The organism is Nonomuraea aurantiaca (assembly GCF_020215705.1).
GTDB classification, from domain to species: domain Bacteria; phylum Actinomycetota; class Actinomycetes; order Streptosporangiales; family Streptosporangiaceae; genus Nonomuraea; species Nonomuraea aurantiaca.
The window spans coordinates 28,680-50,880 of record NZ_JAIWNB010000025.1; the positions used below are offsets into that span (position 1 = coordinate 28,680).

The following is a 22,201-nucleotide window of genomic DNA, read 5'->3' on the forward strand; positions in this document are numbered from 1 at the left end:
GTGTGAGGGTCGGCAGAGGGTCGGCGGCGCATCGTGTTCTTAGTGATCACCGCCGCCGACGCTTGCCAGGGCTGGCGGCTTGCGCTCCTCCGACCCCAAGCTGGCGTTATGCGTCGTTTTTGGGTGTGGTGAGTGCCTGGAACTGGTCCCACTGAACCCGAGGATGGGCCAGGCCGCGGCGCTTCAGGTAGCGGGCCGTGGAACGGCGGGCGGCGCGCAGGGTGCGGAACGCGTCGCTGATGCGGCCGGATCCGGTCGGCTCGACCACTTTCCGTGGAACCAGCGTCCAGCCGTCACCGTCATCGTCGGTGCGAAGTCCGCCGCGGATCAGTGCGTTGTGCATGGCGTTGAGCTGGTCATCGTGCCGGTGCACGAGCAGGCTGGCCTGGCCCGGCACGATGCCGTCGGTGGCGTCCATCGCGATGGTGAAGCCGTCGGTGGTGGCCCGTGGCCGGGTGCGTACCAGCAGCGGGGCTCCGGAGGCGTCCCGGGCGCCGAGGACCGCGCTCGGGAAGCGGGCGATCAGGTCAGCGCCGGGCAGGTTGGTCGCGGGTGCGGGCTGTTCGGCGGCGGTCAACTGGGCGAGCGGTGGCCGCACCTCGACCTGGGTGGGCGTCACGGTGATGAAGAGCCGCAGGTAGTACCAGTCCATGAGCCACCGGCCGGGGGCGCGGAGGTAGTTTCGGCTGTGTGGCTGCCGTTCGAAGAGCATGCGCCAGTAATCTTCCGCTTCGTCCGGCCCGGTGCGGATCTCATCGGGGCAGGTAGCGGTCCCGCTGATGAAGACCTGTGGCGTGTCGATGCGGCCGCTGCCGGTGGGGTCGGAGAAGAGCAGTGCGACGCGTCCGTCCCGGCGGACGTTGAGCGCCTTCTGCGCGAAGGCCAGGCTGGTGGTGACGAGCAGCGTGCCATCTGCCCGGCGCCAAGCCGCAGTGGGCCAGGTCAGCGGAGTGCCGTCAGCCCCGAGAGTGACGAACTCGCAGGTCCGGTAGGCATCGATGATGGCGCCGACCTCGAGGTCGATCGGTTTCGTGGTCACAGGGCAGTTCCTAACAGGAAGCGGTGGCGCATGGGCGTGGGCATGGGCGCGGAGCCGCCTGTCGGCACGGCGTGGACAAGCCGCGGCATGAGGGCGGCCTCCCGGCGGAACACCCGATGGACGATGACCATCTCGTGGGTGTAGGGACGGTCGACCGCGACCGACGGGGTGTTATCGGCGCTGGGCAACTGGTCTCTCCGTGGTGGGGGGGTGTGAGCTGTTCCCGGGTGGCGACGGCGCGGATGATCGGGATCGTCTGGCACGGCTGAATGAGCAGCGGCGTCGCGTACGGGGTGGTCGGCGCGACCGCCGGGCAGGGATCTCCGAGAACGGGCCGCGACGAGAGCCGGTGGGCGTCGCAGGGCGACGATCGCTCGTCGGCCTGTCGGACGCCGGCCATTGGCACCGCCGCACACCGCCGGACTCCCTCCGGAATATCGTTCCGCCGAGGAACCTAGCGGGGCTGGCCGGCAAACTCAAAGCCGGGCCGGAGCGGGGCAGGATGTGTGCTGTGGAAGTCGAGGGAGCCGGTGCGGGTCGGTTTCGGGATCCCGGTGTGCGTCTGTGGCATTTCGCCAGGGAGATTCTGGTTCGGTGTCCGCGGTGTGATGGGCGTGCGTTGGTGGCCGTGCATCCTGATCACCGTGAGGGCCATGCGTACGCGGTGGGTTGGTTGACGGCGCCGCATCGGCTGACCTGTCTCGGGTGTGGGCACGTTGCCGAGTGGGTGTCGCGGCGGTGGAGTAGTGGTGCTGGGGATGCGTACTTCAGCGGTCGGGGTGCGCTTGTGGTGCCGACGTTCGGCGGGCCGGAGGACCCCTACTTCGGGTTGCCGTTGTGGTTGCGGCGGGCTTGCTGCGGGCGGGTGTTGTGGGCGTACAACGTGTCGCATTTGGAGTTGCTGGAGGGGTATGTGGCTTCGTTGCAGCGGGAGCGGCCCAGGCCGGCGGGGTCGCAGACGTTGCTGGAGCGGCTGCCCGGGTGGATGAAGGCGGCCGGTAACCGGGCTGAGGTGCTCGCCGCGATCCGAGCGCTGCGTGACGGGGTGTAGGCGGGCTCTCGTCCAGGCCGGGAGAGCGAGGATCGGCCCTGCAGTTGGCCATAGCGGGCATACGCCCTCTGTACGTAATCGCCGCCACCGCCTACAGTGCCGCAGGGCCCAGCTACCGGGTGTCGGTGAGGCGGAAGACGCCCAGCATGTCGGAGTAGCGCGGATCGCTGCCCAAAGGGTAGAAGGACGCTTCGGCGCCCACCCAGCCGTGGAAGCCGCCGTCGTCGTCGAGGATCTGCAGCAGCGGTTTGACGTGGGAGTTGCCGGTGTAGCAGAACTCGCCGTGCTCCCTGGCCAGGCACGTGCACCAGTGCCAGAGCGTGTCGCGCCGGTCGTTGCTGGAGACCTTGGCCAGGTAGTACTGGATCGAGCTGTCATTGGTGGGCGTGCCGCCGCCGTAGTTGGGGCAGCCGCCGCTGGCCTGGCACGCGCTCGCCGACGATGGCTGGGCGTAGGTGAGGCACCAGGTCGTCGTTGTGCATGTGTGATAGGCCGTGTTGGTGAACACCTGCCCGGTCGAGGTGGTGACGTTCTCCTTCGTCCAGGACGCGAGATCCTGCTTGAGCGTCCCGGGGAAGGCTTGCACGGTGCTCATCGCCCGGCGCGTGGACAGTGCCGCGTTGCTGCCGTAGCCGTAGGCGTGGGTGGCGAAGGTGTTGTACTTGCTTTCCAGCCGGACGAGCGTGCCGTCGCTGTTGGGTCGTAGGTACCACTGTTCGGACCAGGCCTGGGCGAAGTTCCACGTGATGTTCAGGACGTCGCCGGCGACGTTGAAGGTCCCGGTGCGCGATTCGGGCGGGGAGTCCATGAACCCGCCCGCCGTCAGCACCTCGCAGTGGCGGGCACGGGGGTGGCCGACCGCGCCGCTGACGGTCGAGCAGCTGTCGAGGTCGGGTGTGGTGCCAGTGCCCTCGCGGGCGGCGGGCGCGGTCTGCCACCACAGGTACGTGCGCGCCGTGATGGTGCCGTCGGTCGCGAACTGGTACGTGCCCAGACGCACCCAGTTGTCCCGGACGTCGGCGCGCAGCCGACCCAGGGTGACGACGTAGTTGGCCTTGCCGCCGGGGAGGTCGGTGGCAAGGACGGGGGCCGGGAGCAGCGGTAACAGCAGCAGGACGAAGGCGAGGAATCGCATCATGGGCTCCAGATTTCGGCCAGGTCCGGAATGCTCTCTGAGAAGAAAGAATAGCCTCTTCTGTGCTTTCGGTCATGACCCTTATTAAGCTGCTAGGGCTCGGCGGCAACGTCATTCGCGCAGTCATGCTCCTCTTGGTTCGTGCCCCGTCTTGGCTTCCTTCGCCTGGCCTACCTGAGCGTGACGAACGTCCACCCGGCTCCGAGCTGGAGCGGTTGCGTGCGCGCCTGGACGAGCAGTTCGGCGAAGTCCGCGAAGAGGATCAGTGTGATCGGCGGATATAGCGGATGGTATCTGCTCGAACTCTGTACGTAATCGCACGTTCCTGCCTACAGTGCCGCAGGGGTGGGTGCATGGGAACTGGCTTGCGCGGTGGCCGCCGGGTGCGGTGGACGGTGACGTGGCTGGGAGTGACCGCCGTCGCGGGCGCCGGTGTGCTGGCCTCTGTACGCTCGGGGCGGGTGTATTCGATCTTGTCTTCGGGGTGGGCGATGGGGCGGCCAGCTGAAAAGCACGTTCGGGAGAAGACGTCCGTCAGGGGCGGCCGAGGCCGGCGTCGCGGGCGCGGATGATGGCTTCGGCGCGGTCGGCCACCTGGAGCTTGGTGAAGATGCTGGAGATGTGGTTGGCGACCGTTTTCGGAGCGATGACCAGGTGGCGGGCGATCTCGCCATTGGGACGGCCGGCGGCGATGAGATCGAGGATCTCCCGCTCGCGGCCGGTGAGCTCGGGAAAGGGGTCCTGGACGGCTGGCGGGGCGGCGAAGAAGCCCAGTACCCGGCGGGCCACGCCGGGGCCGAAGATGGCCTGGCCGGCGGCGACGGCGTGGATGGCGCGGGCGATCTCGTCCTGCTGGGCGCCCTTGAGCAGATAGCCGCGGGCACCGGCACGCATCGCGGAGAACACCGAGTCGTCGTCCTCGTACATGGTGAGCATGAGCACCGCGACCTCGGGCGCCGCGTGGGTGATTCGGCGGGTGGCCTCGATGCCGTCCAGACGCGGCATCTGGATGTCCATGACCAGGACGTCGGGCTTGTGCGTCACTGCCTCGCGTACGGCGGCGTGGCCGTCGGCCGCCTCCGCCACGACGGTCAGGCCGCTGATGGAGTCCAGTAGCGCGCGCAGGCCGCTCCGCACCACTGGGTGGTCGTCGGCCAGCACAATTCTGATCATGTTGCCGCCAAGGGTAGCGTGGCCGTCACCCGGCCGCCGGTGGGCTCGGGGCCCGCGATGCAGGTGCCGCCCAGTTCGGCGGCGCGCTCGCGCATCGATCGCATGCCGACTCCCGGCCGCCACGCGCCGGATCCACCTCCGTCGTCGGCCACCTCAACGCGCAGGTGGTGGGCGGCCGGGTGTCCGTCAGCGTGGATCCGGATACGCACTCGGCCGGCGCTGGAGTGCCGGACCGCGTTGGTGAGGGCCTCCACCGCGATCCGGTACGCAGCCGCCTCCACAGCCGCGGGCAGGGCGGGAAGGCCGGCGGCCTCGACGCGTACCGTCAAACCGGGGCGTTCGAGCTGGGCGGCGCGTTGCCGGATCGCGCCGGCCAGGCCGAGGTCGTCCAGGGCCGGCGGCCGGAGGTCGTAGACGAGCCGCCGGATGTCGTCAATGGCCTGAGCGGTTTCGGTGCGAAGTTCGGTCAGGAGCGCCCGGGCGTTGCCGGGGTCGGTGGCCAGGAGGTTGCCTGCGGCATCGGCCTTGAACGTCACGCCGGTCAGCACCGGGCCCAGGCCGTCGTGCAGATCGCGGCGCAGGCGCCGCCGTTCCTCCTCGCGGGCCACCACCAGTGCCTCGCGGGAACGCTGCAGCTGCTCGGAGAGGGCGACCGCGTGCACCGCCACCGACAGCGGCGCCGCCAGCAGCTCCAGGACCGCCCGGTCCGGGCCGCCGAGGCGTTTCTCACCGGCACGCAGGCCGATGACCACCTCACCCACCCGTACCCCGCCGTAGGTGAGCGGGATCGTGTGCAGCAGTTCAGGCGGTGCGCCGCAGGCCGCCACCTCGGTGTCATCGGTGCGGAGGGCGGCGAACGGCAGGCGCAGCGCCTCCCGTACGGCCTCCAGCACTCCGGGAAGACCGGTGTCCAGCCGCGCCCCGACCCGTGACACCGCCCGTACGGGATCGGCGCGGTCCCCATACACGATCCGGTCCACGATGCGCTGGAGGCGTACGCGCACCGGGTTGAACCCCACGGCGATCAGCACGGTGACCGCCGCCGAGCTGCCCAGCCCGGCCTCACGCCGCATCACGTTGTCGAGCAGAGCCACCAGGCCGACGTACGAGGCGACGACGACGGCCGTGAGCAGCGCGTACAGCACTGTTCTCGAGAGCACCAGCCGGATGTCGAGCAGCTGGTGGCGCAGGATCGCCACGGTCATCGCGGCGGGAATGAGCGGGATCGCGAGCAGGACGTAGACCGGCGCGTTCTGCAGAACCCCCCACGGCACCAGCACGATCAGGACGAGCAGCACCGCCTGCATCAGCCACAGCAGCTGACGGCGCCGCCGCTCGTCTCCGCGCTGGTAGCGCACCACCAGCGCCACCAGGCCTACCGCTATGGCGGCCAGGCCGCGCACCTCCACTGCCGTCCACAGCGGGTCAAGGTCGGCGTGGATGATCAGGTAACCGGAAATTCCGGCGACGACGGGATCCGGGCTGGTGCCCATCTCCAGCGCGAACAGCGGTGAGGTCACCACGGTGGCCCACATCAGCCGCCGAAAGACGGGACGGCCATCGGGGAAGAGCTGCAGGATCAGCGGCAGGCACAACCCGATCGACCACGGCCACGCCCACGACGCGACGGTGACGAGCGTGCGAATCAGTCCGCCGGGCCAACCGTCGCGGACACCGGCCTCGGCCAAAGGGACGATCGCGGCCGTCGTCGCGTGCCCGATCCCGGCGGCCAGCAACAGCCAGCCGACCGGGTTGCGAGGCCGGTGCCAGGCCACCAGGACACCGCCGATCGGAAACGACAGGCCCATCGCCGCGTTGGTCACGACGAAGTGGTCCCACGCCTCGTTCCAGGTCATCCCGGCCACCGCACTGCCGATCACGGCGACGGCGACTTCGGCAACGGCGATGCCGAAGAGCCCGGCGGCCAGTAGGACCGGCCACCGTGCCTGCGCCGACGAGGTGGCGGAATCACCCGGTGTCATGAGCACATGATGAGGTGCCCAGGCCCGTCTGTCGTGGGTGTGCGCTCCTGGGACGGCCGGGAAATCCTTCGGGCCTCTCGGCGGCCCTGGCCCATGCGCCTGGGAACGGCGAAGGCGGACGCTTCTGGCATCTGACCTCCACCCCTACGATCTCGGAGGCTTTCGCATGACCACCGCCATGCCCACGACCACGCGCGAGGCCGTCCCGCCCCTGCGTGCCGCGCTCGCGCTGCTCATCCCGGTCGGCCCGCTGGCCGTCGCGATCCTGCGGGCCATCCTGCCGTACTCTACGACCGACGACTCAGCCGGGCTCGTCGGCAAGGTCGCCGCCCACCAGGACGCTCAGAACATGGTGCTGTGGCTCGCCTTCGCCGCCACCCTGACGCTGGTGCCGGGGACGATCGCGATCGGCCTGCTCGCGGTCCGGCACGCCCCCCGGCTGGGGACGGCCGGGATGGTGCTGACCGTCGCCGGCTTCTCCTCGCTGTACGCCGTAGGGGTCAGCGACCACGTCGCGCTGTCGGCGGTCCGCGATGGTCTCGACCTCGGTTCGGCCGCACGGCTCCTCGACGACGTGCAAGGTCTGCCCGCCGTCTCGGCGGCCACCATGCTGTTCGTCCTCGGCCACATCCTCGGCGTGGTTCTGCTCGGGGCCGCGCTGTGGCGAGGCGGAATCGTTCCCGCCTGGGCCGGGATGGCCTTGATCGTCTCCCAGCCCTTGCACGCCGTGTTCGCCGCCGTCGTGCCGAACGCCGCGCTCGACGGGCTGGCCTGGGGGCTGACCGCGATGGGCTTCGCGGCCGCGGCGTTCGCCTTCGCCCGCCACCCGGGTGGGTCCATCCGCCCACAGGACAGGCGCGAGGACGGCAGCGTCCGATGATCCGCTCGTCACGCCCGCTCTTGATCGCCTGGCTCGACCACGAAGGCGAGCTGCCCATCCTCGGGGGCACCCTCATGCGGCTGAAGGTTGAGCACCTGCCCGGCGACCGTGACGCTCCGCCAGTCTGGCTCTGGTCCTCCAAGACCGGAGCCACCAGCACGAATGTGGATCGATGCTGGCAGGCGTTCCTGCGCAGATTCGACCTGGAACACACCTACCGATTCTGGAAGCAAACCCTCGGCTGGACCCGGCCCAAGCTTCGCGCCACCCAGGCAGCCGACCGCTGGAGCTGGCTGCTCGTCATTGCCCACACTCAGCTACGCCTCGGCCGCCACCTGATCGAGGACCTGCGCCACCCCTGGGAGAGACCCGTCCCGCGCGGCCAGCTCACACCTGCCCGCGTCCGGCGTGGGTTTCGGAACCTCCGCCCGCTCCTCGCCCAACCGGCCAGCGCACCCAAACCCTCCAGACTCGGCCCGGGGCGCCCACCCGGCATCCCAACCGCCGGCCCGCGCCCCGCTACGACGTCGGCAAGACCGTCAAACGCGGCCGCACCCTCGCAGCACTCCAACAAACCGGACGATGAAGAACAAGTTAGGCGTGTGAACATCCCGGCGCAGCCGAGGCGATCTCGTGCTCGGCCGCGCCGACGTGCCTGTGAGGTAGCGATCAGTCGGCCCGGCCGTCGGGGTCGGACCTTGTTCCCGTGTCGAACCTCGCCGTTACGGGCGCGGTGCTCCAGTCGCTCACCTCATCACCCCTGTCGACGCACAGCAGCCGCGCCTGCACCACGTCCGTCAGCTGGTCGGCGCCGGGCAGGAACTCCGGGCCGTTGACGAAGTGCATGACGGCTCCGACGACGTCCTGGCTGTCGTCCTCGTCGAGGTCCTCGGCGTCGAACGGCCTCCAGCCCGTCGCGGTGGCCGCCGCGAGAAGGCGAGCCGGGTCGTGGACGTGCACCTCTAGCAGGCTGATCGTGCGTACGACCGGCCCCGGGAAGGCGTCGAGGCGGGCGTCGCCCGGCGTGCGGCTCTCAAGGTCGCCACCGAGGCCGGCCGAGTCGCCCCGGCCCCGCCGCAGGGACTCCCACGTGGCGGCCAGCTCGGGGGCGTCGGCCCAGGTCCCGTTCACGACATCGGCCAGCGTACGGCGGAAGGAGGCGGCGGGCGCGTCGGGCAGAGCCGCTGCGATCCGCTCCGACTCAGCGCGGGCGGCGGGGCCCAGGCCGTTCTCCAGCACCGAGGAGAGAAGGTAGGCGGTGTGCTGAGCGAGGGCGGGATCGGTGCAGGTCAGTACGGCATGCAGGGTCGCGGGCTGGCCGGAGCGCTCGACGAGGGCGTACACCCTGCTCTTGGCGCGGGTGAGCTCGCAGTGGAAGGCGCGAGGGACGGCAGAGGTCATGACGGGTTCTCCATCAACGTGAGGTACGCCTGACGCATTAAAGATGCCCTGGGCCGGGGAAGTCCCGGGCATCTTCGTATCGCCGTGTCGCGCCGCCCAGAGGGAACGACGCCAGGGGAGCTGCGGCCAGCCGATGTGACCGGGAGCTCGGTCAACACCGGTGAAGGTCCGTGCGCCGCGGCCGCAGTCGGACCGTGGCAGTCTAGACACCCGCACGGTTGAACGTCACGTGCGTGACGCCACTGGGCGAAGAGACGCTCTCGATCCGATAAGCCTTCTCGATACCTTCGAGCCCGTCCCAGAGCCGCACTCCACGGCCGAGCAGGATCGGGACTATCACGACGTGCATGTGGTCGATGAGGCCGGCGGCAAGGAACTCGCGAATGACCGTCGCACCGCCGCCGATGCGGACATCTCCGTCGCCGGCGGCCTTGCGAGCCGCCTCCAACGCCTCAGCAGGTGAGGCGTTGATGAAGTGGTAGGTTGTGCCGCCTTCCATCGTGATCGACGGGCGCGTGTGATGCGTGAGGATGAAGACCGGCGTGTGGAACGGCGGGTTGGGGCCCCAGGCGCCCTTCCACTCCGGGTCCTCGTGCCACCCGGGGTGTCCGAACTTTCCTGCGCCCATGATCTCGGCGCCGATTTTCGCGTCGTCGTGCTGGCGGACGAAGGCGTCGTCGATTCCGGTGCTGCCGCCGGGCTGCCACCAGTTGGTCGCGAACATCCACTGGTGGAGCCGGTCGCCGGCGTGCCCGAAATGCGCGTCGCGGTCCTGGCCTTCGCCGGTGCCGAATCCGTCGAGCGAGATCGCGAAATTCTGTACTCGTACGCGGGACATGGTTGGTACTCCTTCGGGTTTCATAAATGGACAGCTCAGTCCGTCAACCCCCGAGAGACTTCCGGGCTGAGCCACTAAGAGCCTGCTGACAAAGGATTTGGCCGCTGAGTCCGAGACCAGGGATGCCTTGGTCAAGGCCATCTTCAAGTGATAGGCCCGCAGACAGGAGCCCTTGCCTGTGACGCCGCTCTCTGCGGCGTTCTGCCGCGGCTGAGCGCCCCAGAGAGCATGTGTCGGCTCCATGGTGAAAGGGCGTTCAGAAGCTGGTCGAGAGGGCGATGAGTCGCCATTGGTCCAGCTCACGGCGGACGAGGTCAAGCTTGGCCTCCACCCGTTCGATTGCGTCTGCGCCGAGTTGCAGGCGCAGCGGGGGCTCGCCAGCCTCCGCGACGTCTACGATCGCGGTGGCGGCCTTCGTCGGATCGCCTGGTTGGCGGCCGTTGTTGGCGGCCAGGGCCCCGCGGGTCGGGCCCGTACCGGCGTCATAGTCCGAAATGGATGCGGGCTGGACTTGAAGGCTTGCGCCATCGAGGAAATCTGTGCGAAAGCCGCCCGGCTCGACAATGATGACCCGCACACCGAGGGGCGCCAGTTCGCCATGCAGCGCTTCGGAAATGCCCTCGAGGGCGAACTTCGTCGCGCCGTACAGGCCTGTGCCCGGAATCGTCGCGAACCCGGCCACCGAACCGATGTTCAGGACGCACCCTGATCTCTGGGCACGCAGTGTGGGTAGCGTCGCGCGCAACGTGTTCAGCACGCCGAAGACGTTGACGTCGAACAGGTCGCGTACCGCCTTGTCGGGCACCTCCTCAACCGCGCCCACCAGCCCATACCCGGCGTTGTTGACCACAACGTCGATCCGGCCGAACTCAGCCAGTCCCGCTTCAACTGCGGCTTGCAGTTGCTCCTGAGAAGTGACATCCGCAGTCACCGCCAGCAGTCCGGCAGGCTTCTCCGGGTACGCCTTGAGCACCGCCTCCGCATCTCGAGCCGTGGCAATGACACCATGCCCCCGAGACAGTGCTTCGCGCACGATTTCCGCGCCCAGACCCCGCGACGCTCCGGTGACAAACCAAACACCCATGATCTTTCCCCATCAGTTTGATCGGCTACGAGCTCTACGTCTGGAAGCTATTAGCTAGAGTCGCCTCTAGGTCAAGCAGTGTCGGCGGCAGCGTGACGGGGAGTCGTTCGTGGATTTGAGCATCGGTGAGGTGTCCAAGCGCAGTGGGCTGAGCGTCCACACGCTGCGCTTCTACGAAAAGGAAGGGCTGTTCGCCAACCCCGTACGCCGCACGCACAACGGGCAACGGATCTACCACGAGGAAGACCTCGAGTGGCTGGCAAGCTGCACCAAACTGCGCTCCTCGGGGATGTCACTGGCGGCTATCCGGCGGTACGTCGAGCTGACCCGGCAGGGACCTGGCAACGCACACGAGCGCCTGGCGTTGCTGCACGATCATGAGAAGCAGATCGAGGCGCAGATGCGTGAGCTTCAGGAATGCTTGGACGTGATCAGATACAAGGTCAGGGTTTACGCGGAGCATGTCGCCCGAGGCCAATCCGACGAGCTCTGGAATCCATCCCATCGAGACGCCGGAACGGACCGTGACCGAACCATGAGTGATGCGCCTTGCGCAGCAGCTGAGATCGCAATCACCGACTGCCTGCCGACCCGGCGGGAGCAAAGGCAATAACCCGCTGAAGAAAGCTTAAGTGCTCGTCGGCATGGGGCCGTAGAGGGCTGGTCCGATCTTGTTGATGTAGCCCTGGTGAGACCATTGGGACAGCTGGACGCGGAAGCTGTTGACATTCTCGATGCCGAGGATGGCGGCCAGCTCGCTTGCTTTCCATGCTTTCCAGGGCTGAGCGGTCAGGAGTTGCAGGACCTTGCCGCGCCGATCGGGGCTGGACAGGACCGGCAGCGGTGGCGGGTCGCTCCAGCGGCGTGAGGGTGGCTGGGCTGCCAGCTCGCGGGTCAAGCGGCGGGTCATCTGGTGCACGGTGGCCCACCAGATCAGGGCCTCATGATGGGCGGGCTTACGTTCATAGATGCGCGTCAGGCGGCGGTAGCGGACCAGCCAGGCAAACGTCCGCTCCACCACCCACATCGTCTGGGAGTCCATACAGCCGGCGGTCGGAAGCTCTGCCCGTCCGGCCAGGATGCGCAGTCGGCCGCGCAACCTCCCGGCCAGTCGTTCCGGCAGACCACGCCGCGACCAGTGCACGAAGAACGCATACACCGCCTCATGGGGTGGGTAGTCGATCGGCAGGGCCCGCCACTCGATCCCGTACCGGGTCACATAACCGATCGCGTCCAGCACCGCGCGCAGGTCATGCACCATCGGCCGGCCCGCGACCGCGACCAACTCGGCCATCACCGCCCGCGCCTCACCCTCCACACCGACCACTCAGCATCGGCCAGATCGGAAGGGTATGCCGGTTTGCGACCCCGACATGCGCACCCCGGTGAGGCGCAACCGCTGGTGTTCACGGCCGCAGGTGTGTAGACAGACAAGCACGGGCTCCTGGCCGCTGAGCTGCTTAGACACCACCTCAGCTACCGGGAGCCCGCTCCCGTTCACCGGGCGACAGCCCAACGATGACCACACCTCGACGATCTTCTGACCCGCGCCCAGCACCAAATCCCTTCGTCAGCAGGCTCTAAGGCTTGTCCCAGCCGGAGACGAACCAGCGGACCTCGCCGGTGGCGGGATCGTACTCCCGCCGCTTGGTCGCGCCGATGTTGCCGCCGTACACGTGGATCCCGATGGTGGGCTCGGTGCCGACGGCCGCGACGGCGTGGACGTCGTCATCGGTGGTGCAGCAGACGGTCACCTGCCCCGGCACCCACCGCGCGTCACCGATCGGCGTCAGTGGCACGCTCGGGGCGGACGCGGCGGGCTTGAGGTAGCGGATCTCGTGTTCGACTCCGGCGTAGATGCCGACGACGCCCCACGTCTCATGTGAGTGCACGTTGGTCCGCTGCCCCACGTCCCAGACTACGGACGCCATCGACCAACTGTCGTCGGGAGCGATGTACATCGGGTACGTGAGGTGACGCGAGGAGGATGCCCGGGTGACCTCAGGCGGGAGCCGGTATCCCTCGGCCAGGAGCGCCGACAGCAGTTCGCCGACCCATGCCGTGATCTCGTGCTCGTCGTCGGTGCTCTTGACCACGAGGGCGACGTCGTCGATGAAGGCCCGCAGGCGGTCGTCGCCGGTCATGACGAGATCCGGTACTTCAGGTGGGTGACGCCGGGCGCCTCGACGGCACGTACCTGCTCAAGCCGTACGTCCGCGCCCCCGAGGTCGTCCAGGGGGCGGGAGCCGCCGCCGAGCAGGATCGGGACGACGTGCAGTTCGAGCACGTCCAGCAGCCCCGCCGCCAGGTACTGCTGGATGACCTGGCCGCCGCCCCACAGCATGACGTCCTTGCCGTCGGCGGCCTTCTTCGCCTGCTCCAGCGCCGACTCGATGCCGTCGGTGACGAAGTGGTACGTGGTGCCGCCCGCCATCTCCACCGGCTCACGCGGGTGGTGGGTGAGGACGAACACGTCGTAGTGGTACGGCGGGTTGTCACCCCACCAGCCCTTCCACTGCCCGTCGCCCCAGGGACCGCCGCCGATGGGGCCGAACATGCCTCTGCCCATCACCGCGGCGCCGATGTTGTGGATCGCCTCCTGGAACACCGGCGTGCTGGCGTTCACCTCGCCGCCCTGCCCGCCGTGGGCCTCGCGGAAGGCGGCCAGCGCGGCCACCCAGTCGTGCAGCCCTTCGCCGCCCACGCCGAGCGGGTTCTCCACGCTCTGATCGGGACCGGCGACGTATCCGTCCAGCGAGATCGAGATGTGACACCTGAGCTTGCTCATTGACCTGCTCCTCAGTCGGCTCGGCGCGTGTGTTCAGCGCCTTCACCCATGAGCATGGCGCGACAAACAGATGACGTCTAATGGCAATTTTTCGGGACTTCCATCGATATAATCGATACATGCTCAGCCTGGTCCATCTCAGGGTTCTGACCGCGGTGGCGAAACTCGGGTCCGTGACCGAGGCGGCCAAGGAACTGCACTACTCGCAATCGTCGGTGAGTCACCACCTGGCACGCTTGGAAGCCGCCACCGGCGTCAGGCTCATCCAGCGCGTCGGCCGCGGCATCCGCCTGACTCCAGAAGGCCGCCTGCTGGCCGGCCGCGCCACCGAGATCCTCGGCCGCGTCGACGCCGCGACCAACGAACTGGCGGCACAGGCCGGTCTGCGGGCGGGACGGGTGCGCCTGGCCGCTAACGCCTCACCGCTGAGCACGATCGTGCCGAAGGCGGCCGTGGCCTTGGAGCAGGCGTACCCGGGACTCGAGCTGATCCTCATCGACCGCCACCCGGTCGAAGCCCTGCAAATGCTGCGCCAGGGCGAGATCGACGTCGCTCTCATATTCCGGTACGCCAACGCCCCCGTCGAGGAGGAGGACGAGGGCTTCCGCCTCGTCCACGTCGGCGACGACCCGATCTACCTCATCAGCCGCCAACCCGACGACAGCCTCGCCAACCACCGCCACTCCTCCTGGATCGGCGGCTGTGAACGATGCCAGAACGAACTGATCAACGTGTGCCGCCGGGAAGGCTTCACCCCCCGCATCGCCTCACTCAGCGACGACATGGTCGTCGTCCAGGCCCTCGTCGCCGCCGGCAAAGGCGTCACCACCCTGCCGGGACTCGCGCTCCAGGCACACCGCCGACCCGACGTCCACGCCACCGAACTGACGGGCTTCACCCGCCGCCTCTACGCCGTCACCTATGGCGACCCACCCGATCCGCCCGCCACCGTCGCCCTGATCCAGGCCCTCCAGGACTCCGCCCGGTCAAACCAGAGCCCACCTGGCCGCCTGATCCCGTTCCCCGGCTGAACGATCACGCCGCTGAGCGGCCCGATCGCGCCAATCCGGATCTTCCGGCCGTTGCTCCTGAGCGTCCTTCATTCAGCAGTCCCACCGTTACAGATCATCGCCCAGCGGTGATCGTCAGGAGTATCCCCACCCATGGTCCAACGACGGCGCCCTGCTCGTCACGCTTTCCCCGGTGTTCGGCTCGCTGGACACCCGCTCAAGATCACATACTGCGACGGAAAGGGATCGAAGACACCCTCTGAACGACCGTCGGTCTGACAAAGCCTGTAATAAGGTCCTGGATCATGCCGGAGCCTCTTCATCCGGATGATCCACCCGAAATCGGCCAATACCGGGTGATTGGCCGACTGGGAGTCGGCGGGCAGGGCGTCGTTTACCTGGGCCAGGCCAGGGACGGGCGGTACGTGGCGGTCAAGGTGCTGCATGACGCGGTCTCCGACCAGGTGCTCGAGCGGTTCGCCAAGGAGGTGGCCGCCGCCCGGCGGGTCGAGCCGTTCTGCGTCGCCACGGGCACCGCTGGGTGCTCGACGGCCGTGAGAGCGGCGTGACCACCAGCTACAGCCCCAAGGGGCCATTCGAGGTCGTCACCCGGGTGGGTTTCTCCGAACCCGGCACCCATACGGCCACCTTCTGGCTGCTCAGGCCGGGCACGCGTCGTTCCAGGACCATATCGATCAAGGTCTGCTGACCGACGCGCCCTGGAACGAACAGCGGGGCCGCGCTGCGTCATGGGGGATTTGTCGCGTTGCCTAGTCCTGCCAGTCCGGTGTTGATGAGCCGGGCCGCGCTGTGCACGTCGGCGATGACGGCGTGGCGGACCTGTTCGGGCGTGCGTTCGCCGTCGAGGCTCCGGCGCAGCGCGCTGAACTGGACCCGCCAGAGCCCGAGCAGGGCGGTGGCCGCGATCTGGCACAGCGGATCGTCACTGCCGCGCCCGGTTCGGGTGGCGAGCGCCTCGGCCGCGACCGTGACGAGTTGCTCGGTCATGTCCCGGTGGTACGCGCGCAGTGAAGGCGTGGAAAGGATCAGCGCGTTGAAGTCCTGGATTCTCGCGCTGGCCTGAGCCAGGTCTGGTTGTCCGCCCAACCAGGACACCAGGGCGTCCAGTTCGCCGGCCAGGATGTCCAGCACCGCGTCGGTGGGGGTTCGGTCGGCTCGTGCCAGCCCGGTGCGCAGCGCGGCCATCGTCGCTTCCGGAAGGTCGAGGATCAACGCCTCCTTGCTGGGGAAGTAGTTGAAGACGGTCTTCTCGGACACCCCGCACGCCGCGGCGATCTCGGCGACGCGCACCGCGTCGAATCCGCGCTCCAGGAACATCGCGGTGGCGGTGTCGGTCAACTGCTGGCGCATGAGCCGCTTCTTGCGCTCCCGCAGCCCCTCCACCACGCCGGACCTGTCGGGCGCCTGCCAGTCCACGGTGGTCGAGCTCATGCCTGAACTTTAGTTACTGCGACTGCAATCTTCCAGTCGCCGAAAGTAGTGCCGGCGGCGCCCTTGCGGCGATAAGTTCAGTGGCCGTAATCTTTCAGTGTCAGTAGATATTGCCGCCGAAGACTTTCGGAGTTGTCTCGTGAGTGAACCTCTCGTCCTGATCAACCTCTTCTCGATGCCCGCCGCGATGGTCGACGACTTCATCGGTCAATGGGAGGCCGGCATCGCCGCGGCGAAGAACGCCCCAGGCTTCCGCGGCACCCGCCTGCACCGGTCCCTTGACCCCGACGCCCCATATCCCGTGGTCAACGTCGCCCGGTGGGACAGCGTCGAGGACTGGCAGGCCGCATTCGACAAGTACTTCTCCGGCCCCGGCCGGCGCGACGACGCCGGGCAGGTGGACGGCGGCTGGGGCGCGGTGTCCGCGCATCCGACGCTGTATTCGGTCGTGCATGTGACGCCGGATCCGACGGCCTCTTCGGATGCGCACTCATGACGCCGTCGGGCGCGGTGTTCGCGGAGGACGGTGCGGCATGAGCGGTGACGTGGTGCAGTACGTCGGCCTGTTCCTGCTCGGCGTTCTCGCGGGCGAGGAGCTGATCGTCCGCTACGGAGTCCATCCCGTACTGTCCAGCCTGGACGACCGTGCGCATCTGCTTGCGCGGCAAGCCCTCATACGCCGCCTGCGGGTGGTGGTGCCGATCGTGATGCTCCCGGCAGCGGCGCTCGCCCTGGTCGGGCTGGCCACCGTCACCGGTCCCGGTCTGGCCCTGCGGTGGGCGACCCTGATCGCGATGGTGGCGTTCCTGCTGTTGTCGTTCCTGGGTACGGTGCCGATCAACATCAAGGTCAACGACTGGCGGGTGGATGCTCCACCGGCCGACTGGAAGGCCGTGGTCCACCGCTGGGCGCGGATCGACGTGCTTCGATCGACCACGGCGACCGCCGCGTTCCTGTTCGCGGTACTCGCCGTCGCGTACGGTACGGCGAGCTGACCCGCCGGGGTCCGCTCGCGGGCCGTGCCTGTTCGTATCCGGTGAAGCGTCGCCTAGGCCGCGGGATCGAGGGCGGGGTCGGTTGTGAGGATTCGCTGGTGGAGTTCTCGGATGGTCGTCCCCGGCTCCAGTCCCTGTTCGGAGATCAGTGCCGCGCGCAACCCGGTGTACACCGACAGGGCTTCGGCCTGCCGTCCCGACCGGTACAGGGCCAGCATGAGCAGCGCGTGCAGCGGTTCGTGCAGCGGGTGGGTGGCGGTGAGCTCGCGCAGTTCGGGGATCACCGTCGCCTGGTGTCCGAGTTCGACGTCGGCCTTCAGCCTGACCTCGACGGCCAGGAGTCGCGCCTCCTCCAGCCGGTCGGCGTGCGCCTGGATCATCGGGCTGGCGGGTACGTCGGCCAGCGCGGGTCCGCGCCAGAGATCCAGCGCCGCGCCCAGCAGCCCGCGGGCCGGCTCCAGCTGACGTGCTCGAACGGCCTGCTGCGCTTCGGCGAGCAGTCCCTGGAAGCGGGCCGCGTCGGTCTCCAGCGCGGCGCCGCCCAGCTCGTAGAACTGCCCTCGGGTACGTAGGTCCTCGCCCAGCACCCGGCGCAACCGCCAGACGTACCCCTGCAGCGTCTTACGGGCGAACTTGGGCTCGGAGCCCTGCCAGAGCTCCTCGATGATCCGGTCCGCCGAGACCGGACGGCCCGCGTTGATCGCCAGGATGGCGAGGACGGCGCGATGCTTGGGTGCGGTGATGGGGACCACTCCGTCGCCGCGTACGACCTGCAGCGGGCCGAGCAGACTGAGCCGGGCGCCGCGGAATGTCAAGGGCACGATCACCTCCTGAACCGGACAGGCCGGATCCGTACTACCGGACGGGATGAATTGCGATCTAGACTGCCACGCCGGGCTTGCGCGGGACTTGCGCGGTGAAGTGAGACCTGTGCACAAAAGCGGGACGTGCGCGGTGAAGGGGGCGGCGTGGATTTCCGGATCCTCGGGACCCTGGAGCTCTGGAACGGCGGCTCGCCGGTCCCGCTGACCGCGCCGAAGCAGCGGGCGCTGCTCGCGGTCCTGCTGATCAACGCCGGACGGCCCGTCCCCGTCGAGCGCCTGGTCGACGAGCTGTGGGGCGCGACACCACCGCGGAGCGTGGAGAGCACGCTGCACTCCCTGCTCTCCCGTCTGCGTCGAATAGGCGTGGTCACGCTGGTCAGGGAGCCGGGCGGCTACCGGCTGGGGTTGGCGGGCGCGACCCTGGACGCCCGTGTCTTCGAGCGGCTCGCCGTAGAGGCGAGGGAGCTGGCGGAGGCGGGGCGGCTGGAGCACGCCGCGCGGCGTTTCCGGGAGGCCCTGGATCTGTGGCGGGCGCCGGCGCTGGCGGACGCGCCCGAGTCGCCGATGATCGAGGCGGAGCGGGCCCGGCTCGACGGGCTGCGGCTGGCGGTCTTCGAGGAGTACGCCGACACGCTGGCGGGGCTCGGCCGGCACGCCCAGGTCGCCGGTGAGCTGCGTGCGCTGCTGGCGGAACACCCGCTGCGCGAATCCCTGTGGGCCAGGATGATCGCCGCCCTCGACCGCTCAGGGCAGACCGGAGAGGCGCTCGCCGCGTACGGCGAAGCGCGCCGGGTGCTCGCCGAGGAGCTCGGCCTGGACCCCGGATCGGAGCTGCGCCGTCTGCAGGCCGGGATCCTGCGGCGGGAGAACGAGCGGGTGAACGAGCCGGAGAACGGGCGCGTGAACGGGCGGGTGAACGGATGGGAGGCTCGCGGGCCGGTCTCCTCGCAGCTCCCGCCCGACCTGGCCCAGTTCACCGGGCGCGGCGCCGCACTCCGTGAGCTGACCGCGCTGATGCGGACCGCGCCGGGGACGGTGGCCGTCATCAGCGGCATGCCCGGCGTCGGGAAGTCGGCCTTCGCGGTCCACTGGGCACATCGGATGGCCGAGCGCTTTCCCGACGGGCAGATCTTCATCGACCTGCGCGGGCACCGGCCGCAGGAGGCGATCACTCCACGAAAGGCGCTGGACCGGTTCGTCCGCGCCCTGGGCATGCCTCCGGAGCAGGTCCCGGCGGGGGAAGACGAGCTCGCCACCGCTTACCGAACACTGCTCGCCGGACGGCGGGTGCTGGTGGTGCTCGACAACGCGGCCGACCCCGCCCAGGTCGAACCGCTGCTGCCCGCCACCGACGGCTGCCTGGCGCTGGTCACCAGCAGGAACCGGCTTTCCGGTCTGGCCCTGCGCCACGTGACGCGCACCATCGACCTCGACACCCTGGCCGAGCCCGAGGCCGTCGCCCTGCTGGCCGCCGTCATCGGCCCACGCGCCGGCGCCGAGCCGGAGGCGGTCGCCGAGCTCGCGGATCAGTGCGGGCAGCTGCCCCTGGCCCTGCGGATCGCCGCCGCCCACCTGGCCGGTCACCCCCATCGCCGGGTCGCCACCTACCTGGCGGACCTCACCGAGCGCGGCCGGCTCAACGCACTGCGCCTCGGCGACGTCCCGGCCACCGCCGTACGCGCCACCTTCGACCTGTCCTACCAGGCGCTGGCCGAGGCCGACCAGGTCGCCTTCCGCCGCCTGGGCCTGATACCCGGTTCCGGCTTCACCGCCCAGTCGCTGGCCGCGATGCTCGACGTCTCCGCAGCCCAGGCGCGTACGCACCTGGACGCGTTACGGGCGGCCAGCCTGATCCACCCCCACCGCGGCCGACCGCTCCAAGAGCGCTACCAGTTGCACGATCTCCTTCTCGACTACGCCCGTCACCGAGCCCAGGTCGAGGACGCTCCGCCGATCCGCGAGGAGTCCGTACGCCGGTTGCTGGAGTGGTATCTCACCATCGACGACCCGCTCGTACTGCGGGACGAGCACGAGAACATGATGGCGGGCACCCGCCACGCCGCCGAGCATGGCATGGACGCCGCCTGGCGGCTGCCCGCGGCGCTCGCCCAGCCGCTGCGACTGCGCCACTGCCTGACCGACACCGCTGAGCTGCACGCCCTCGCCGCCACCGCCGCCGAGCGGGCCGGCCGGCACCCGGAGGCCGCCGTCGCCCACCACAACCTCGGCGCCGTCCTGGAGCACCTGGGCCGCTACCCCGAAGCCCTGACCGAGCACCGCAGGACGCTGGAGATCTACCGGCAACTGCGGGACCAGCACGGGATGGGCACCGCGCTGCGGAGCATCGGCACCGTCTCCTGGCTGCTGGGCCTGTACGGCGAAGCCCTCACCGAGCTCCAGGAGGCACGGCGCCTCCTGGAAGGCACCGGCGCCGACGGCGCCGTGGCCCAGACGCTCAACATGCTCGGCATCGTGCTGCGGAACCTGGGCCGCCTGGAGGAGGCCGTCACCCACTATGAACGCGCGCTTGCCATCCACCAGCGCACGGACGACCGCCAAGGAGAGGCGAACACCCTCAACAATCTCGGCGTGGCCCGCGAGGCCCAAGACCGCCACGCCGAGGCGCTGGACCTGTACCAGAAGGCGCTCGCGCTGCGCCGGGCGGCGGGCAGCCACAAGGGAGAGGCCCGCGCGCTGAACAACATCGGCCTGGTGGAGGCCAAGCTCGGCCGGCTCGAACCCGCGCGCGAGCACCTCCTGGCCGCGCTGACCAGCCATCGCGAGAGCGGCGACCTCAAGGGCGAGGGGCAGGTGACCAACGACCTGGCCGGTCTCTACCACCGTCTCGGGCGGGAGGAGGAGGCGCTCGCGCATTTCACCGCGGCGCTGCGCATCCGCTCCGGAATCGGCGACCGCAGGGGCCTCGCCGAAACCCACAGGGATCTCGGTGAGGCCCTTGCCGACCAGGGTGACGCCACCGCCCATCACCATCTGGCCGCCGCGGACCAGATCTTCAAGGAGCTGGGCGTGATCACACCGGGACGATGAGCCCGACCGAGAGGAGATCGGCCACACCGAGCCCCAACTGGTCGTCCGTGCCCGGTCCGGCCGCCTGGCGGTACCGGTCGCGCAGCGACGACAGGTCGCTGCCGTCGCACAGGGCGTAGATCAGCCATGCGTGTTCGTTCAGCCATTGGAAGCTCGGCGCGCCGGGTGTGACGGCCACCAGCTCACGCTGTTCGGGGATCGGGCACACCTGGACCGGCTGTGCCTGGCGGTAGCCCCGTACCTCCAACTCCACCTCCGTGCGTGGGCGGGGCTCGACGGATAGCGGTTCGGGCAGGATTCCCGGTGCGAGGGGGGCCACGGCGCCGATCAGCCAGTCGACGAACCGCCTTCCGCCGGCCGTCAGCATCCCGCCGTACACCTGCGAGGCCTGCCGGGCGAGATAGGTCACCCGTTCGACAGTGGTGGTGTACTCGCCGCTCCCGGCCGCCTGACTGCCGGGCGTGGCCTGGTCGACGAAGTCGGTGGTAGGCGGCTCTCCGTACTTGGCGCGCAGGTCCGGGCCGGCGGCGACCGCGGCCGCACGGAACAGCAGCAGGTGAGCGTAGACGTGCATGGCGAACAGCACCCGCGTCAACGTCCACGACTTCACGCGCCAGGGGATCGGGATCAGCTGGTCCGGATCGGCGGCCATGGACCCAGTACGCAGTATGTCGAACAACTTCAGGTGCAGGCCCTCGTGGAACAGCGTCTCCGCTGCCATCCAGGGGTTGGCCAGCCGCTCGGGGGCCAGGAGCACCGCCGAAGGAAGCGGATCGCCGCCGGAGATCGAGTTGAGGACCCCGTCGGGCAGCTCGTCACGGGCCAACCCGGTCAGGGAGATGTGCGGCAGCACGCCGGCGCCCGCGTTGGGCAGCAGCTCGGCGAGCAGTTCGGCGCCTCGGCTGAGGCCGGCCAGCATGCCGGCGTCGGGACGCACCCGACTGCCGGAACCGCCTTCCGAGAGCGTCCCGGCCAGCAGTTCTTCCAGGCGGGCGGCCAGCACCTTTTCCGGCTCGGAGCGTGGTTCGAGGTCGGTCCACACCCACGAGACGGCATGACCGGGCCATGGACGCACCCTGGGGTGAGACAGGCGCTCGCATGGCCCGAGGCCGTCGAGCACGTCCGCCGCGCCGCCTTCCAGGTAGCCGACCAGAGTGCCGTTCTCACCGGCCTGCCGCTCCAGGGCGGCCAGGTCGTTCTCGAACGCGTTGCGCAGCACCGGGTCGTACATCACCGGGCGGAGCTCGGCGTCATCAGCCTGGCACAACCGCTCCAGCCGGCCGGCGGCGTGCGGGTGGTGCCGGGCCAGCACGCCGAGGCCCAGGCGGTAGCGAGCCAGGTTCCTGACCTCGATCGCCTCGGCGCTGCCGAACCGGGGATCCGAGCCGAGTGTCAGGTCGATGCCGGCCGTCAGATCGGCAGGTGAATCGGTGTCCAAGACGTCGCCTCCATTCGCTGGTGGGGGACCGGCGGCGGGATGTCCCGCCGCCGGTCGGCTCGT

23 protein-coding genes are annotated in these 22,201 nt (G+C 69.3%); 9 read left to right on the forward strand and 14 right to left on the reverse strand.

All coding sequences use genetic code 11. From position 1 onward, the window contains the following. Nucleotides 1-106: 106 nt before the first annotated feature. Both LDL49_RS41935 and LDL49_RS41940 read right to left on the reverse strand, forming a co-directional pair. A complete protein-coding gene (locus LDL49_RS41935; RefSeq protein WP_225300294.1) occupies nt 107-1,039 on the reverse strand; it encodes a pyridoxamine 5'-phosphate oxidase family protein in 933 nt (310 codons plus the stop codon). After that, on the reverse strand, nt 1,036-1,227 hold the full coding sequence (locus LDL49_RS41940) for a hypothetical protein (protein ID WP_225300296.1): 192 nt from the start codon (nt 1,225-1,227) through the stop codon (nt 1,036-1,038). Before LDL49_RS41940 ends, LDL49_RS41935 begins: the two co-directional genes overlap by 4 nt. Before the next feature lie 599 nt (nt 1,228-1,826). Here LDL49_RS41940 and LDL49_RS41945 point away from each other — a divergent pair. Then, nucleotides 1,827-2,090, forward strand: a complete 264-nt coding sequence (locus LDL49_RS41945) for a hypothetical protein (RefSeq protein WP_225300297.1) — start codon at nt 1,827-1,829, stop codon at nt 2,088-2,090. Nucleotides 2,091-2,202: 112 nt separating this feature from the next. Here the strand turns inward: LDL49_RS41945 and LDL49_RS41950 are convergent, their stop codons facing one another. From LDL49_RS41950 to LDL49_RS41960, 3 genes are all read right to left on the reverse strand, one after another. Then, entirely contained in the window at nt 2,203-3,228 is a 1,026-nt protein-coding gene (locus LDL49_RS41950; RefSeq protein WP_225300300.1) for a hypothetical protein, read from the reverse strand. A 531-nt stretch (nt 3,229-3,759) separates the two neighbouring features. Continuing rightward, entirely contained in the window at nt 3,760-4,398 is a 639-nt protein-coding gene (locus LDL49_RS41955; RefSeq protein ID WP_225300302.1) for a response regulator, read from the reverse strand. After that, nucleotides 4,395-6,380 carry a histidine kinase gene (locus LDL49_RS41960; protein WP_225300304.1) on the reverse strand — a complete coding sequence of 662 codons (1,986 nt, stop codon included), beginning with the start codon at nt 6,378-6,380 and terminating at the stop codon, nt 4,395-4,397. Before LDL49_RS41960 ends, LDL49_RS41955 begins: the two co-directional genes overlap by 4 nt. Nucleotides 6,381-6,546: 166 nt before the next feature. Between LDL49_RS41960 and LDL49_RS41965 the strand changes: the two genes are divergently transcribed. Beyond that, nucleotides 6,547-7,260 (forward strand): hypothetical protein, encoded by a 714-nt coding sequence (locus LDL49_RS41965; protein WP_225300306.1) that lies wholly within the window; start codon nt 6,547-6,549, stop codon nt 7,258-7,260. A 669-nt stretch (nt 7,261-7,929) separates the two neighbouring features. Here LDL49_RS41965 and LDL49_RS41970 read toward each other — a convergent pair. From LDL49_RS41970 to LDL49_RS41980, 3 genes are all read right to left on the reverse strand, one after another. Next, the gene (locus LDL49_RS41970) at nt 7,930-8,661 is read right to left on the reverse strand and encodes a hypothetical protein (protein WP_225300308.1); all 732 of its coding nucleotides are present in this window, start codon (nt 8,659-8,661) and stop codon (nt 7,930-7,932) included. A gap of 202 nt (nt 8,662-8,863) precedes the next feature. Beyond that, a complete protein-coding gene (locus LDL49_RS41975) occupies nt 8,864-9,499 on the reverse strand; it encodes a dihydrofolate reductase family protein (RefSeq protein ID WP_225300309.1) in 636 nt (211 codons plus the stop codon). A gap of 256 nt (nt 9,500-9,755) precedes the next feature. Continuing rightward, the gene (locus LDL49_RS41980) at nt 9,756-10,583 is read right to left on the reverse strand and encodes an oxidoreductase (protein ID WP_225300310.1); all 828 of its coding nucleotides are present in this window, start codon (nt 10,581-10,583) and stop codon (nt 9,756-9,758) included. Between the two features lie 109 nt (nt 10,584-10,692). Here LDL49_RS41980 and LDL49_RS41985 point away from each other — a divergent pair, with 109 nt between their 5' ends. Next, complete coding sequence (locus LDL49_RS41985) at nt 10,693-11,196, forward strand: MerR family transcriptional regulator (protein WP_225300312.1); 504 nt, start codon at nt 10,693-10,695, stop codon at nt 11,194-11,196. Nucleotides 11,197-11,211: 15 nt separating this feature from the next. Here LDL49_RS41985 and LDL49_RS41990 read toward each other — a convergent pair whose 3' ends face one another. From LDL49_RS41990 to LDL49_RS42000, 3 genes are all read right to left on the reverse strand, one after another. Further along, the gene (locus LDL49_RS41990) at nt 11,212-11,868 is read right to left on the reverse strand and encodes a transposase (protein ID WP_225300314.1); all 657 of its coding nucleotides are present in this window, start codon (nt 11,866-11,868) and stop codon (nt 11,212-11,214) included. Nucleotides 11,869-12,163: 295 nt separating this feature from the next. Next, nucleotides 12,164-12,727, reverse strand: coding sequence for a cysteine dioxygenase family protein (locus LDL49_RS41995; RefSeq protein WP_225300316.1), 564 nt, complete (start codon nt 12,725-12,727; stop codon nt 12,164-12,166). Further along, nucleotides 12,724-13,371, reverse strand: coding sequence for a dihydrofolate reductase family protein (locus tag LDL49_RS42000; RefSeq protein WP_225300318.1), 648 nt, complete (start codon nt 13,369-13,371; stop codon nt 12,724-12,726). Before LDL49_RS42000 ends, LDL49_RS41995 begins: the two co-directional genes overlap by 4 nt. Before the next feature lie 119 nt (nt 13,372-13,490). Here LDL49_RS42000 and LDL49_RS42005 point away from each other — a divergent pair, with 119 nt between their 5' ends. From LDL49_RS42005 to LDL49_RS42015, 3 genes are all read left to right on the forward strand, one after another. Continuing rightward, entirely contained in the window at nt 13,491-14,402 is a 912-nt protein-coding gene (locus LDL49_RS42005) for a LysR family transcriptional regulator (RefSeq protein WP_225300320.1), read from the forward strand. Between the two features lie 284 nt (nt 14,403-14,686). Beyond that, nucleotides 14,687-14,950 carry a protein kinase family protein gene (locus LDL49_RS42010; RefSeq protein ID WP_225300322.1) on the forward strand — a complete coding sequence of 88 codons (264 nt, stop codon included), beginning with the start codon at nt 14,687-14,689 and terminating at the stop codon, nt 14,948-14,950. After that, entirely contained in the window at nt 14,947-15,090 is a 144-nt protein-coding gene (locus LDL49_RS42015) for a hypothetical protein (RefSeq protein WP_225300324.1), read from the forward strand. Before LDL49_RS42010 ends, LDL49_RS42015 begins: the two co-directional genes overlap by 4 nt. Before the next feature lie 38 nt (nt 15,091-15,128). On the opposite strand, the gene LDL49_RS42020 is transcribed toward LDL49_RS42015, so the two are convergent. Beyond that, complete coding sequence (locus tag LDL49_RS42020) at nt 15,129-15,833, reverse strand: TetR/AcrR family transcriptional regulator (protein WP_225300326.1); 705 nt, start codon at nt 15,831-15,833, stop codon at nt 15,129-15,131. 139 nt (nt 15,834-15,972) lie between these two features. Between LDL49_RS42020 and LDL49_RS42025 the strand changes: the two genes are divergently transcribed. Next, on the forward strand, nt 15,973-16,329 hold the full coding sequence (locus LDL49_RS42025) for an antibiotic biosynthesis monooxygenase family protein (RefSeq protein WP_225300328.1): 357 nt from the start codon (nt 15,973-15,975) through the stop codon (nt 16,327-16,329). A gap of 37 nt (nt 16,330-16,366) precedes the next feature. Next, on the forward strand, nt 16,367-16,828 hold the full coding sequence (locus LDL49_RS42030; protein WP_225300330.1) for a DUF1772 domain-containing protein: 462 nt from the start codon (nt 16,367-16,369) through the stop codon (nt 16,826-16,828). Between the two features lie 53 nt (nt 16,829-16,881). On the opposite strand, the gene LDL49_RS42035 is transcribed toward LDL49_RS42030, so the two are convergent. Beyond that, nucleotides 16,882-17,649: an AfsR/SARP family transcriptional regulator gene (locus LDL49_RS42035; RefSeq protein ID WP_225300332.1), complete on the reverse strand. Its 768-nt coding sequence runs from the start codon at nt 17,647-17,649 to the stop codon at nt 16,882-16,884. A gap of 147 nt (nt 17,650-17,796) precedes the next feature. Between LDL49_RS42035 and LDL49_RS42040 the strand changes: the two genes are divergently transcribed. After that, complete coding sequence (locus LDL49_RS42040; RefSeq protein ID WP_225300334.1) at nt 17,797-20,700, forward strand: AfsR/SARP family transcriptional regulator; 2,904 nt, start codon at nt 17,797-17,799, stop codon at nt 20,698-20,700. Here the strand turns inward: LDL49_RS42040 and LDL49_RS42045 are convergent. Beyond that, a complete protein-coding gene (locus LDL49_RS42045) occupies nt 20,684-22,138 on the reverse strand; it encodes an aKG-HExxH-type peptide beta-hydroxylase (RefSeq protein ID WP_225300336.1) in 1,455 nt (484 codons plus the stop codon). The two genes, LDL49_RS42040 and LDL49_RS42045, sit on opposite strands and share 17 nt — an antisense overlap. Nucleotides 22,139-22,201 lie beyond the last annotated feature (63 nt).